The sequence below is a fragment of the Methylorubrum populi genome (assembly GCF_002355515.1).
GTDB lineage: Bacteria > Pseudomonadota > Alphaproteobacteria > Rhizobiales > Beijerinckiaceae > Methylobacterium > Methylobacterium populi_A.
Genome location: NZ_AP014809.1, coordinates 1,907,780 through 1,920,582 on the forward strand (window position 1 = coordinate 1,907,780; position 12,803 = coordinate 1,920,582).

General features: G+C 71.1%; 11 protein-coding genes. 6 read left to right on the forward strand and 5 right to left on the reverse strand.

The features are described 5' to 3' along the window. Positions 1–7 precede the first annotated feature (7 nt). From mnmE to MPPM_RS08770, 3 genes are all read right to left on the reverse strand, one after another. Positions 8–1,342, reverse strand: a complete 1,335-nt coding sequence (gene mnmE / locus MPPM_RS08760) for a tRNA uridine-5-carboxymethylaminomethyl(34) synthesis GTPase MnmE (RefSeq protein WP_096484720.1) — start codon at positions 1,340–1,342, stop codon at positions 8–10. Between the two features lie 76 nt (positions 1,343–1,418). Further along, positions 1,419–4,058 carry a leucine--tRNA ligase gene (leuS, locus tag MPPM_RS08765; RefSeq protein WP_096484721.1) on the reverse strand — a complete coding sequence of 880 codons (2,640 nt, stop codon included), beginning with the start codon at positions 4,056–4,058 and terminating at the stop codon, positions 1,419–1,421. Between the two features lie 122 nt (positions 4,059–4,180). Continuing rightward, positions 4,181–5,248, reverse strand: a complete 1,068-nt coding sequence (locus tag MPPM_RS08770) for a DUF1963 domain-containing protein (RefSeq protein WP_244573523.1) — start codon at positions 5,246–5,248, stop codon at positions 4,181–4,183. 111 nt (positions 5,249–5,359) lie between these two features. On the opposite strand from MPPM_RS08770, the gene MPPM_RS08775 reads away from it, so the two are divergent. Further along, positions 5,360–6,124: a YggS family pyridoxal phosphate-dependent enzyme gene (locus MPPM_RS08775; RefSeq protein ID WP_096484723.1), complete on the forward strand. Its 765-nt coding sequence runs from the start codon at positions 5,360–5,362 to the stop codon at positions 6,122–6,124. A 30-nt stretch (positions 6,125–6,154) separates the two neighbouring features. On the opposite strand, the gene MPPM_RS08780 is transcribed toward MPPM_RS08775, so the two are convergent. After that, a complete protein-coding gene (locus tag MPPM_RS08780; RefSeq protein ID WP_096484724.1) occupies positions 6,155–6,742 on the reverse strand; it encodes a L,D-transpeptidase family protein in 588 nt (195 codons plus the stop codon). 300 nt (positions 6,743–7,042) lie between these two features. On the opposite strand from MPPM_RS08780, the gene MPPM_RS08785 reads away from it, so the two are divergent. From MPPM_RS08785 to MPPM_RS08805, 5 genes are all read left to right on the forward strand, one after another. Beyond that, complete coding sequence (locus MPPM_RS08785) at positions 7,043–7,729, forward strand: response regulator transcription factor (protein ID WP_017485130.1); 687 nt, start codon at positions 7,043–7,045, stop codon at positions 7,727–7,729. Positions 7,730–7,950: 221 nt separating this feature from the next. Then, positions 7,951–8,418, forward strand: a complete 468-nt coding sequence (locus tag MPPM_RS08790; RefSeq protein ID WP_096484725.1) for a Crp/Fnr family transcriptional regulator — start codon at positions 7,951–7,953, stop codon at positions 8,416–8,418. Between the two features lie 162 nt (positions 8,419–8,580). Next, a complete protein-coding gene (gene dapD / locus MPPM_RS08795) occupies positions 8,581–9,423 on the forward strand; it encodes a 2,3,4,5-tetrahydropyridine-2,6-dicarboxylate N-succinyltransferase (protein ID WP_096484726.1) in 843 nt (280 codons plus the stop codon). Beyond that, on the forward strand, positions 9,423–10,301 hold the full coding sequence (locus tag MPPM_RS08800) for an alpha/beta fold hydrolase (protein WP_096484727.1): 879 nt from the start codon (positions 9,423–9,425) through the stop codon (positions 10,299–10,301). Before dapD ends, MPPM_RS08800 begins: the two co-directional genes overlap by 1 nt. A 171-nt stretch (positions 10,302–10,472) precedes the next feature. Next, positions 10,473–11,351, forward strand: coding sequence for an acid phosphatase (locus MPPM_RS08805; protein ID WP_096484728.1), 879 nt, complete (start codon positions 10,473–10,475; stop codon positions 11,349–11,351). Between the two features lie 121 nt (positions 11,352–11,472). Here MPPM_RS08805 and MPPM_RS08810 read toward each other — a convergent pair whose 3' ends face one another. Beyond that, the gene (locus MPPM_RS08810; RefSeq protein WP_096484729.1) at positions 11,473–12,792 is read right to left on the reverse strand and encodes a thermonuclease family protein; all 1,320 of its coding nucleotides are present in this window, start codon (positions 12,790–12,792) and stop codon (positions 11,473–11,475) included. Between the last annotated feature and the right edge of the window lie 11 nt (positions 12,793–12,803).

The following is a 12,803-nucleotide window of genomic DNA, read 5'->3' on the forward strand; positions in this document are numbered from 1 at the left end:
GGAACCCCTATTTGCCGATGCAGAAGCCGGCAAACAGTCGGTCCAGCATCTCTTCGACTCCGACATGACCACCGACCTCACCGAGCGCGCGAACAGCCAATCGCAGATCCTCCGCGATCAGTTCCGGCGGGAAATCGGCGGGCGCGGTGGCGACCCGGTCGAGATGGTCGGCCGCCCGGGACAGGGCCTCGCGATGGCGCTCGCGGGTGACGAGGGCGTCGCCCTGGCCGAGCGAGGCGGCGGCTGCGGCCCGGAGCGTATCGAGGAGCGCGTCGAGCCCGGCGCCCGTCACCGCCGAAACGGTGAGGCCCTCCTCCCCCGTCGCCGCGGCCGCGAGATCGCTCTTGGTGCGGACGAGGAGAGCCGGAACATCCGCAAAACCGTTCACGACGGCCTCGCCATCCGTCGGCACGAGGTGGAGCACGAGGTCGGCATTCCGGATATGGCGATGGGTGCGCTTCACGCCCTCGGCCTCGATCGCATCCTCCGTCTCGCGCAGGCCCGCGGTATCGATCAACACGACCGGCAGGCCGCCGAGGTCGCAGCGCACCTCGATCGCATCGCGGGTCGTGCCGGGAATGTCCGAAACGATGGCCGCGTCACGTCCGCTGAGTGCGTTCAGCAGGGTCGATTTCCCGGCATTGGGAGCGCCGGCCAGCACGACGCAGAAGCCCTCGCGCAGGCGCTCTCCCCGGCGCCCATCGGCCAGCGCCGCCCGGATCGCGTCGCGCAAGGCGGCGGCATGGCCGGAGCGGGCGGCGTCGAGACCGGCCTCGTCCACGTCGCCCTCGTCGGCAAAGTCGAGGGCGGCTTCGGCGGCGGCGAGCAATTCGATGCCGGCCTCGCGCCACGCCGCGACCTGGCGGCCGAGCGCACCGTCGAGCTGGCGCAGGGCCTGGACGCGCTGCGCCTCGGTCTCGGCGTCGATGAGATCGGCGATGCCTTCCGCCTCGGTGAGATCGATGCGGCCGTTGAGGAAGGCGCGGCGGCTGAAGGCTCCGGCCTCCGCCGGCCGGCAGCCCGGCACGCGCGCGAGGGTCCGCAGCACCGCGGCCCGAACCGCGAGGCCGCCATGAAGGTGCAGTTCGGCCATGTCCTCCCCGGTCGCGGTGGCGGGACCGGGCAGCCACGCGACGAGGGCTTGGTCGAGCGTGTCCCCGGAGGCAGGATCGCGCAGGCGGCGCAGGGACAGCCGGCGCGGCTCCGGGCGTCCGCCGGCCAGGAGATCGAGCGCAGGCCCCGAGGCCGGTCCGCTGATCCGCACCACCGCCACCGCCGCGCGGCCGAAGCCGCTCGCCGGGGCGAAGATGGTCGCGTCACGGACGGGCAGAGCGTCGGTCATGATCTCGTGGTCCGTCCGGCCCCTCCTCCAGAGAAGCAGGGGCCGGCGCTTCAGTACGATCGTTTCGGGCGGGTGATCACACCACCAGGTTCACGATCCGCCCCGGCACGACGATGACCTTCCTCGGGGGACGGCCTTCGAGGGCGCGCTGCACCGGCTCCAGCGCCAGCGTCGCCGCCTCGACGGCCTTCGCGTCGGCGTCGCGCGGTACGGTCACGTCCGCCCGCTTCTTGCCGTTGATCTGCACCGGCAGCGTGATCTCGTCCTCGACCAGAAGCGACTGATCGGCCTCCGGCCAGGACGCTTCGGCGACCAGGCCTTCCCCGCCCAGGACGCGCCAGCTTTCCTCGGCTAAATGCGGCATCATCGGCGCGATGAGCTGCACGAGGATGCGCGCCGCCTCGCCCGCCGCAGCCGCGGAGGCGCTGCCGCGCAGACCCTCGTCGAGAGCGTTGGCCAGGGTGTAGATATGCGCGACGCAGCGGTTGAAGCGCAGGCGCTCGATATCCTCGCCGACGGCGGCCAGCGCCTTATGGGCGGCCTTGCGCAGGGACGTGTCGCCGGGGCCGCCGGATCCGGTCGCGCCGGCCGCGCCGTGAACGAGGCGCCAGACGCGCTGCACGAAGCGGGCGGCGCCCTGCACGCCCTCCTCGGTCCAGATCACGTCGCGCTCGGGCGGCGAGTCGGACAGCATGAACCAGCGGGCGGTGTCGGCGCCGTAGCTCGCGATGATGTCGTCGGGATCGACGACGTTCTTCTTCGACTTCGACATCTTCTCCGTCGGGCCGACCTCGATCGGCGCGCCGGTTTTCACGTGAAAAGCCTTCCGGTTTCCGCCCTCGGTCTCGAAGCGGATCTCGGCCGGCGCGACCCAGGCGCCGGAGGGGTCCTTGTAGGTCTCGTGGACCACCATTCCCTGGGTGAACAGGCCGGCGAACGGCTCCGAGACGCCCGACCAGCCGGTCGCCCGCATCGCCCGCATGAAGAAGCGCGAGTAGAGCAGGTGCAGGATCGCGTGCTCGACACCGCCGATATATTGGTCGACCGCGAGCCAGTGATCGACGGTCTTGCGGTCGGTTGGCGCGTCCGCGAGCCAGGGTGCGGTGAAGCGGGCGTAGTACCAGGACGAATCGACGAAGGTGTCCATGGTATCGGTCTCGCGCCGGGCCGCCTGCCCGCAGCGCGGGCAGGGCACCTGCCGCCACGCATGGTCCCGCTCCAGCGGGTTGCCGGGTTGGTCGAACGAAACTTCGTCCGGCAGCTTGACCGGCAGATCCTCCACCGGCACGGGCACCGGGCCGCAGGCGTCGCAGTGGATGATCGGGATCGGGCAGCCCCAGTAGCGCTGGCGCGAGACGCCCCAATCGCGCAGGCGGAACTGCACTTTTCGACGCGCCACCGGTGCGCCGTTCAGGCTCTCACCCTCCAGCCGGTCCGCGACCGCACGGAACGCGTCGTCCGTCGTCATGCCGTCGAGGAAGCGCGAGTGGATCATCCGCCCGTCGCCGTCATAGGCGGTATCGGTGATGATGAAGCTCTCCGGGTCCTGCCCCTCTGGGCAGACGACCGGCGTGTTGCCGAGCCCGTACTTGTTCGAGAAGTCGAGGTCGCGCTGGTCGTGCGCCGGACAGCCGAACACGGCGCCGGTGCCGTACTCCATCAGAACGAAGTTCGCGACATAGACCGGCAACTCCCAGGCGGAGTCGAGCGGGTGGCGCACGGTGAGACCGGTGTCGAAACCGAGCTTCTCGGCCGTGTCGATCGCCTCCTGCGCCGTGCCGATGCGGCGGCACTCCTCGGCGAAGGCCTGCAGCTCCGCCGCCCGCGGGCCGGATTCGGCCAGAGCCTTGGCGAGCGGATGGTCGACCGAGATCGCCAGGAACCGGGCGCCGAACAGCGTGTCGGGACGGGTGGTGTAGACCGTCAGCTCCTGCGTGCCGGCGAACGGCGCGGCCAGCGCGAAGCGCACCTCCAGCCCTTCCGAGCGTCCGATCCAGTTGCGCTGCATCAGCCTGACCTTTTCCGGCCAGCGCTCCAGCCCGTCGAGGGCGTCGTGCAGATCCTGCGCGAAATCGGTGATCTTGAAGAACCACTGGGTCAGCTCGCGCTGCTCCACCAGCGCACCCGAGCGCCAGCCGCGCCCGTCGATCACCTGCTCGTTGGCGAGCACGGTGTGATCGACCGGATCCCAGTTCACCTTCGCCGTACGGCGCGTCACGAGTCCCTTGGCCAGGAAGTCGAGGAACATGCGCTGCTGGTGCTTGTAGTAGTCGGGGTCGCAGGTCGCGATCTCCCGGCTCCAATCCAGCGACAGGCCCATGCTCTGGAGCTGCCCGCGCATGGTCGCGATATTGGCGTAGGTCCAGTCCCGCGGGTTGACCTTGCGCTCCATCGCCGCGTTCTCGGCGGGCAGGCCGAACGCGTCCCAGCCCATCGGGTGCAGCACGTTGTGGCCCTTGGCCCGCTTGTAGCGCGCCACGACGTCGCCCATGGCATAGTTGCGCACGTGGCCGATATGGATGCGCCCCGACGGGTAGGGGAACATCTCCAGCACGTAGTATTTCGGGCGCGGGTCGTCGTTCCTCGTCTCGAACAGCTTGGCCGCGTCCCAGGCCTGCTGCCAGCGCGGCTCGGCATCCTTCGCGTTGTAGCGCTCCTGATGACGCTCTTGAGGGCGCTCTTGCGCGGCCGGAGAGGAATGTGCGGGATCGGTCATCGTGGGCGCCGGGATCAGCGTAAGGGGCGGGCCGCGCGAGGCAGACTCGGGGGCCGGAGCCCGGCACGTAGCATATCCGTGCGGTCAAGGGTCAACGATCGAGGGGCAGCGCTGAGGGCAGTTCAGGTCTGCTGACAGACCGCGACCACCCGATCGAAGCGGCGATCCGCGAGATCGGCGGCGCGGATCAGGAAATAGACGGTGCCCTCCCCGCTCTCTTGGAGGAAATCGCCGACATCGATCTGCAGGATCAGGCGCCAAGCGCCCGCCCCCGCCTCGATCGCGGGCCTGTTCGCCTTCCACGCGTCCTGGCTGAGATGCTGCACGCCGAAACGGCTGACCACCTCCGCCTCGAAACGGGGGTCGCTCTGCTCGGGCAGCGGCGAGCCGAGGAGCTGATGGCGCCGGCCCGGATTGGCCGCGCCGTAATAGCGGTCGAAGGCCCGCGAAAAGAGCGCCTGATAGCCGTCGCGAAAGCGGTTCTCGCCGTTCGCGTTCCGGCCCAGGGCCGACTTGAGCGCCGGCCGCGCTCCCATCTCCAAACTCTCGATCGCCCGCGGGCGCAGGGTGGCGTTCAGGCTCATCGGCCGGGCCGGGCCGCCGTAGGGCGTGCCGGAATCCGGCTTCGGCAGGGGCAGCTTGAACTCCCGGTTGACCCGGGCAATCTCCGCCCTGTGTTCCTCGGCCGCCGCGGCGAGGTCGGGCGGCAGGGCCTGAGCGGCGAGCCCCTCGCGCGGGCTCTCGTCCCAGATCACGCGGGCGGATTCGGATCCGTTGTCCCAGGGGCCGGCTGAGAGATCGTAGAAGAACAGAAGCCGGCCGTGCCCCGGAAGGGCGTCGGCGAGGGCGCCCTGCCCTCTCGTCCGCGCTTGCGCCTCCCCGAGATCGACCTGCGCGAAGAAGGCGTAGGGCAGTTCCTTGCGGAGGTGCCGCCGCATCGCCTCCCCGGCCTCGGCGTTCCCGCGCGCGGCGATCGCCTCGATGTCGGCGGGCTTGGCGCGGCGCGGCCATGCAAGACCCGGCGGGAGGTCGGGTGTTCCGCCGATTCGCGTGCCGCCGAGCTCGGCCCTGCCCTTCGGTTGCGGCCGGAACTCCAGCGCCGGCACCAGCGCCTCGACGACCATCTCGACCTGCGGGCGCGAGAAGTGCTGCGCGAGCTGGGTCTGGGCGTCGGCGGGCGTATCGAACATCGGGCCGGGCATCTCCGTTGGTCTCGGGAGATGCCAGCATATCGCGGGCGGGGGTGATGGAAAGGCGCCGCCACCCTTGAAGTCGCGGCGGTGCCGCCGCAAGGAGGGCCCATGACCGATCAGCGCCAGACTCCCGATCAGAGCCAAAACCCGGATCAGCCCCTGAACATCGAGCCCCTCGACACCAAGCCGCCGGTCGGCGAGGCCGACGTCGCCGCGGGCCTCTCGGAGGTGCGCGCCAGCATCCGACGGGCGGCCGAGGACAGCGAACGCGATCCCGGCAGCGTCCACCTTGTCGCCATCTCCAAGACGGTGCCGGCCGAGGGCATCCTGCCGGCCCTGGAGGCGGGACAGCGGCTCTTCGGCGAGAACTACGTGCAGGAATCACGGGCCAAGTGGCCTGCCCTGCGCGAGCGCTATCCGGACGTCGAGCTGCACCTCGTCGGCCCGCTCCAGTCGAACAAGGCGCGCGAGGCGGTCGAGCTGTTCGACGTGATCCACTCCCTCGACCGTCTCTCCCTCGCCGCGGCCTTGGCCAAGGAGATCGAGCGGAGCGGCCGGGCGCCGAAGCTCCTGATCCAGGTCAATACCGGCGACGAGGCGCAGAAGGCGGGTGTCGCCCCCGATCGGGTCGATGTCCTGCTCTCGGAATGCCGCGAGACCCACGGCCTGGCGATCCACGGGCTGATGTGCATCCCGCCGGCCGAAGATCCGCCCTCCCCCCATTTCGCCCTTCTCGCCCGCTTGGCCGAGCGCCACGGCCTGCCGATCCTGTCGATGGGCATGAGCGCCGATTTCCCGGCCGCGATCCAGATGGGGGCGACCCATGTCCGCGTCGGCACCGCCATCTTCGGGCGGCGGGCGAAGCGCGACTGAACGGCTCCGATCGGTTGGCCGGTCAGCGCGTCATCGTCCGATCTTCATCCGCGTCCGCGGCCCGAGGCGGCGGAGCAGGCGCAGCAGATCGGCGGGTTTCAGGGCGACGCAGCCCTCCGTCGGCCGGTAGCCGCTGCGGGCGATGTGCAGGAAGATCGCCGATCCCCGGCCGGGGCGGATCGGTCCGCGATTGTAGTCGAGGTCGATCACGAGATCGTAGAGGCCGTCGTCGCGCCAGAGCTGCTCGGCGCTGGCCGCCGTGCTGGGCAGCCGGATCGGCCGGTTGTAGCGGCGGTCCTGCGGCGCGTCGCACCAGCCGTCGTCGCGTCGCGTCGCCCGCAGGGGCAGCGGGCTGACGGGCCGGACGGTGAACCGATCGGGCCGGTAGAAGCCGCCCCGCAGGCGAAACACGCCCCGCGGCGAGGCCCCATCCCCCTCGCGCTTGCGGCTCGTGATGCCGGAGCGCCCGAGGGCGCAGGGGATCACGCTTCCCCCCGCGATCAGCGTGCCGCGGGTCGCATCGCCGGGCAGGGGGCGCACCCGTACCAGGCCGAGAGCGCCGACCTTCCCCGGCCCCCAGGTGGTGCCGTTCCGCTTCGCAACTTGAGGGCGTCGCATTGCCGGTTCGTCCCAACCTGTCTCGAAGTTTGCCTGCACTTCGCCTGATCTGACGTCGTGTCGCGGCAGAGAACGGTGGAACATGGCGAAAATTCTGCATAAGCGCGCAATCCGGATTTCCCGGCGCGTAAAACGAACTAGGTTGATCGCCAGGCGGGGCTGTGCGGGTTCCGTCCGCGGCCACCCATCGGGCGAGATGCCTCTTCGGATCAGCGTGCCGCCATGAAATTGTCTTGGCCGCCTGCCTGATCGTTCCGCGAAGCCCAGGTGGCCGAAAGCCTGTCGAGAGCCGCTGCGTCGATGTCCAACCCTTATTGCCTCCTCGTCTGCGACGACGACGACGCCCTGCGTGAGGCACTGACGGAGCAGATCGACGCCTATGAGGAATTCTCCGTCATCGGCGAGCCGACCGCGACCGGAGCGCTCAACCGCGTCGCGCAGGAGCCGGTCGATCTCGTCGTGATGGATGTCGCCCTGCCCGACATGGACGGGCGCGAGGCGGTGCGGACCCTGCGCCGCAACGGCTACCGCGGTCCGATCATCATGCTGACGGCGCAGGAATCCGACGACGACATGGTCGAGGGCCTGGAGGCGGGCGCCAACGACTACGTGGTCAAGCCGTTCAAGTTCGCCGTGCTGCTGGCCCGCATCCGGGTGCAGCTGCGCCAGCACGAGGCGAGCGAGGATGCGGTGTTCCGCATCGGCCCCTACACCTTCCGGCCCGGGGCCAAGCTGCTGGTCGGCGAGCGCGGTTCCAAGCTGAAGCTGACGGAGAAGGAGACGGCGATCCTGCGCTACCTCTACCGGGCCGGCCGCGAGGTGGTGGGGCGCGACACGCTGCTCGCCGAGGTGTGGGGCTACAATGCCCACGTCACCACCCACACCCTGGAGACGCATATCTACCGGCTGCGCCAGAAGATCGAGCCGAACCCGGCGGTCGCAGCCATCCTCGTCACGGAAGGCGGCGGCTACAAGCTGCTGCCCTGATTCCGGCGGCTCCGGCAATCGGCGCCGGACCGGGCCTTCACCCGCTATCCACCCTTGCGCACAGCCCCGGCCCGGACGGCGTATCGCGCCGCCTCCGCATCGGCTAAGCTTGTGCCCGGACCGTCGGGCAGCGTCTCGGAAGCATTTGAATGTGCTTGCCGGCTCTCCGTTTGAAGGCGATGCAAGCGGCGTAGCGTATCGCGGCCGAGGGGCGGACAGGCTTGGGGCTCGACGACGACATCGCGATCCTCGCCGCAGCGCCGGTGTTCGAACTGTTCGGACGCGATGCCCTGCGCCTGCTGTCCTTTGCCGGCGAGCGGCGCCTTCTGGAGGAGGGCGAGCTGTTGTTCGCCCGCGGCGAGCCGTCCGATGGCGGCTACATCGTCATGTCCGGCTCCATCGCGCTGACTCCGACACGGCACGACGCGCCGCCGGTCACGGTCGCCCGCTCCGGTGTGATCGGACGCAACGCCCTGTTCCGGCAGGTCGCGCGGCCGGCCGATGCCCGCGCGCGGGAGGCCACGGAGGTGATGCGCGTGACCCCCTCGCTGATGAGCCGCGTCCTGCGCGAGTTTCCCGAGGCGGCGGCGGCGATCCATGACGGCATGGCCGAGGAACTTTTGAGCCTTGTCCAGGGCCTGTCCGTCGTGCGGGAACGGCTGGCGGGCCCCGCGCCACGCAAACGGTGACAGGACCGGGCGGCTTTTGTAAGCACGACCACCTTTCGTGCCGTCTCGAGACGCCGGCCCGGTCGCATCGGGTCGGCGTCTCCAGGTTCTTGTGTAAACGTGCAGTCTCCGGGCGAACCGGTCGCCGCTTCGTCGGAATGCACTCAAGTCCGGAAAGTCCCGATGTCACACGCCGATCTCGAAAAGACCATCGAAGCCGCCTGGGAGGAGCGTGCGGGCATCTCGACCGCGACCACCGGCGCCGTGCGCGAGGCGGTGGACGAGGCCTTGAACCTGCTCGATTCCGGCCAGGCCCGCGTCGCCGAGAAGGCGGGCGACACCTGGCAGGTCAACCAGTGGCTCAAGAAGGCGGTGCTGCTCTCCTTCCGCCTCAACGACATGGTGCCGATCGAGGGCGGCCCCGGCTCCTCGTCGTGGTGGGACAAGGTGCGCTCCAAGTTCTCCGGCTGGACGGATGCCGAGTTCCGTGCCGCGGGCTTCCGCGCCGTGCCGGGCTGCTTCGTGCGCCGCGGCTCCTACATCGCGCCCGGCGCGGTGCTGATGCCGAGCTTCATCAATCTCGGCGCCCATGTCGGCGAGGGCACCATGGTCGACACCTGGGTGACGATCGGCTCCTGCGCCCAGGTCGGCAAGAACTGCCACATCTCGGGCGGCGCCGGCATTGCCGGCGTGCTGGAGCCGCTCCAGGCCAACCCGGTCATCATCGAGGATAACTGCTTCGTCGGCGCCCGCGCCGAGGTCGCCGAGGGCGTGATCATCGGCGAGGGCTCGGTCCTGTCGATGGGCGTCTATATCGGCGCCTCGACCCGCATCATCGACCGTACCACCGGCGAGACCTTCTTCGGACGCGTACCGCCCTACTCGGTGGTGGTGTCGGGCACCACCCCCGGCAAGCCGCTGCCCGACGGCACCCCCGGCCCGGGCCTGTACTGCGCCGTGATCGTCAAGCGCGTCGATGCCGGCACCCGTGCCAAGACCGGCATCAACGAATTGCTGCGGACCTGATGGCATCGGCCAGCCCGTCGGTCGCGACCCGGACCCTCGACCTCACCGTCGTGGGGCACCGGGTCGCGACGCCCTGCGCCGAGATCGGGGAGGGCGCGCCGGCCCTGCTCCTGCCCGCCCTCTCCTCGATCTCGGCCCGAGAGGAAATGCTGCCGCTGGCCCGGGAGCTTGGCGGGACCTATCGCTGCCGCGTGCCCGACTGGCCGGGCTTCGGTGCGCATCCCCGCGCGCGGCTGCCGCTGAACCCGGCCAACCTGCACGCCTTCCTCGATGCGCTGCTCGCGGCCGCGCCCGGCCCCTACGCGCTCGCCGTCGCGGCGGGGCATGCCGCCCCCTATCTCGTGGCCGCCGCGCGCCGCCATCCTAGCGCCTTCGCGCGGCTCGTGCTCGTGGCGCCGACCTGGCGCGGGCCGCTGCCGACCGCCCTGGGGCCGGAGCGCGCCGCGTGGTTCGGCCGGATCCGCCGGGCGGTCGAGATGCCGCTCCTCGGCGAGGCGCTCTACCGGATCAACATCAGCCCCCCGATCATCGGGCGGATGATGCGCGCCCATGTCTATGCCGACCCGGCCCATGTGACGCCCGCCGTTGTCGCCGCCAAGCACCGCATCACCCGGCAGAGCCAGGGCCGCTTCGGCACCGCGGCCTTCGTGACGGGCGGCCTCGATCCGGCCGCCTCGCGCGAAGATTTCCTAGCCCCCTTCGGCGACGGCCTGCCGCCGGTGCGGGTGCTGCGCCCCGACCGGGCGCCGCGTCGCTCCGGCGCCGAGATGGACGCCCTGATCGCCACCGGCCGCGTCACGGCCGTCCCCGTGCCGGGGGCGCTGAGCGCCCACGAGGAATTTCCAGGCGACGTCGCTGCCGCGATCCGGGCGGCCTGATCCGGACACGAGGACGGATCGGATGGACTTCGTATGACAGGGTGAACGGACTGTGACGCATCTGTCGCATGTCCCTTCTAGACAGGTCCGAGGCGTCGGTTCGAGACTGATGCCCGGTCCCCTCCCCGCCGTCCCGATCCTTCGCTGCGGCGCCTGAAAGCTGCCTTTCCGATGTCCCGCCCGACCCCCGTGCCGGTGCGCCTCGCCGCCCTGCTGACGCTGATCCTCGCGACCGGACCGCTCCAAGCCGTAACCGCCCGCTCCCAGCCGTCGGGATCGTCCAGCCCGGCGGTCGCGGCGCCCTCGCTGGAGAGGGACAAGCTCACGTCTGCCACTCCGAAGGGCTACCTCAGCGAGGAGGCGACGCCCAACCTCGCGGCGATCCTGCCGCCGCCGCCCGCCGGGCACTCGCCGGCGGAAGCGGCGGACCGGGCGATCTACAATGCCACGCGGGCTTACCAGGGCAGCGCGCGCTGGGCGCTCGCCACCAACGACGTCGCCGATGGCGGTGCCGCGCTTCTGGAGGATTACGCCTGCGTCCTCGGCCAGCGCATCGACCAGACGCGCGTGCCCGACCTGATGCGCCTCCTCGATCGGGCCCGCATCGACGTCGCCCGCGCCACTCGCGTGGCCAAGCGGCGCTATCGCCGGCTGCGCCCCTTCGTCGGCAACGAGGCGCCGATCTGTGTCGCCCGCACGCGCGAGCTCGCCGACAGCTTCAGCTACCCGTCCGGTCATGCCGGGCAGGGCTGGGCCTATGGAATGATCATGGCGAGCCTGATGCCGGAGAAGGCGACGCAGTTCCTGGTGCGTAGCCGGCTCTACGGCGAGAGCCGGGTCGTGTGCGGCGTTCACTGGCTCAGCGACGTGGAGGCCGCCCGCACCGGCGCCTCGGCGCTGATGTCGGTGCTGCTGGCCGATCCCGACTTCCGCGCCGATCTGGAGCGGGCCCGGACCGACCTGAAGCGTGCCCTGAACGGGGAGGGGGCCAAGCCCGACCCCGCCATTTGCGCCCGCGAGGATGCCGCTGCCCGCCAGCCGCTGCTCTGATACGGTGTCCGCCTCGATCGGACGGAACTACCGATCGGCCCGCCCGCGCGCCGCCTGAGCGAAGTCCGAAGCCGTCCTCCCCGAACGGATCAGCCGAATTCGGCGGGGAGAGACCGGCGCCTCACCGCTTCCAGACGCCGAGCCGTTCGGTGCGGGCGTGATCCTCGGCCGCGGCGAGATCCGGCGTCGCCTCGGACGAGGCGCGGCCGCCGCCGTTGAACAGCACCACTTCGGAGAGGTCGCGACCCTCGACGGTGCAGATATAGGCGCTGCTGCCGGGGGCCGGCTGGCAGGTCACCGAGCGCTTGCGCAGGTACTTGCTCAACTCGTCGGCTTGACCGCCGCGGACCCACTCGACGCCGAACAGGCGCACGACCTTCCCGCCCACCCGCAGCGTCGCCGTATCGATCACCTCCGGCACGCCGACGAGGGCGTTGGCCCCCTTGCGCGGCGGCTCCGGTTCCGGCGGACGCTCGGTTTCCGCGGGCGGCATCTCCGCGGATGCGTCGGGGGCCGGTTCCTCGCCCGAAGCGCGATCCGAGGCGGGCGGCGAAGCGGAGGTCGACGCGGGCGGCGATCCTGCCGGCGCCGTTTGCGGCGCCTGAGGCTCGGCGGTCTGCCGAGCGGGACGCCCCGAATCCCCCGTATCGTGCCCGCTCAGAGAGAGCGCAGCGACGAGACCCGCGCCGGCCAGGGCGCCGAGCGTGATCAGCGCGACCGGGCGACGGCTGCCGGCGGCGAGCGCGTCCTCCGTCAGGTCGCGCAGCCGCGTGGCGGTTTGACGGGGCTGGATCCCGCTCGCCACACGCCGCCAGCTCTCCTCGACGCGGGTGCGCGCCTCGGCCAGGCGCTCCGCCGCGTTCGGGCTGGGCTCCGTCGGATCGACGGCGGCTTCGACCGGCGCGGGCCTGGGCCGCGCCTTCAGACGCTCGGCGAGCCGGCTGCGCCAGCCCTCGACGGTCTCGCTCGCGGCGCTGGCGAGCGCCCGGCTGCGCTCGGCCGAGCTGCTGGCCAGGGAGCGGGCCAGCGCCGATTGCGTCTCCACGAAGCGGGCACCCGCGGCCCGCACGTCGGCGATCGTGTCGCGGGCCGGCTCCGGCTCCGGCTCGGGGGCAGGGGGGAAGAACAGCGGGGCGTACTGCTCGCGAAGCTCCTCGACGAGGTCGTGCAGGGTCAGCGGCACGCCGGTTCCGGCCTCGCCCCGCAGGCGCACCGCACCTGTCCGGTCGACGATCCGGTAGCCGGGCACGCCGTCGGCGGGCTCGACGAAGCCTTCGGCGATCAGCGACAGCGTCCGTCGGGCCACCGGCCGCGCCCCGCGCCGGTCGAGTTCGGCCAGGATCAGCGCGCGGATGCGGCGGTCATCCTCGGAGACCGGCGCTTCGGGTGGCGTCGCCGTCTCGTCCTTGCTCCGGCCCGCGGCCTTTGCCGATCCCTTCACGCGCGCAATGC

What these genes read in the sequence shown, in the direction of transcription:
- mnmE (WP_096484720.1), bottom strand. Translation starts at nt 1,342, where the DNA reads ATGACCGACGCTCTGCCCGTCCGTGACGCGACCATCTTCGCCCCGGCG.
- leuS (WP_096484721.1), bottom strand. Translation starts at nt 4,058, where the DNA reads ATGACCGATCCCGCACATTCCTCTCCGGCCGCGCAAGAGCGCCCTCAA.
- MPPM_RS08770 (WP_244573523.1), bottom strand. Translation starts at nt 5,248, where the DNA reads ATGTTCGATACGCCCGCCGACGCCCAGACCCAGCTCGCGCAGCACTTC.
- MPPM_RS08775 (WP_096484723.1), top strand. Translation starts at nt 5,360, where the DNA reads ATGACCGATCAGCGCCAGACTCCCGATCAGAGCCAAAACCCGGATCAG.
- MPPM_RS08780 (WP_096484724.1), bottom strand. Translation starts at nt 6,742, where the DNA reads ATGCGACGCCCTCAAGTTGCGAAGCGGAACGGCACCACCTGGGGGCCG.
- MPPM_RS08785 (WP_017485130.1), top strand. Translation starts at nt 7,043, where the DNA reads ATGTCCAACCCTTATTGCCTCCTCGTCTGCGACGACGACGACGCCCTG.
- dapD (WP_096484726.1), top strand. Translation starts at nt 8,581, where the DNA reads ATGTCACACGCCGATCTCGAAAAGACCATCGAAGCCGCCTGGGAGGAG.
- MPPM_RS08800 (WP_096484727.1), top strand. Translation starts at nt 9,423, where the DNA reads ATGGCATCGGCCAGCCCGTCGGTCGCGACCCGGACCCTCGACCTCACC.
- MPPM_RS08805 (WP_096484728.1), top strand. Translation starts at nt 10,473, where the DNA reads ATGTCCCGCCCGACCCCCGTGCCGGTGCGCCTCGCCGCCCTGCTGACG.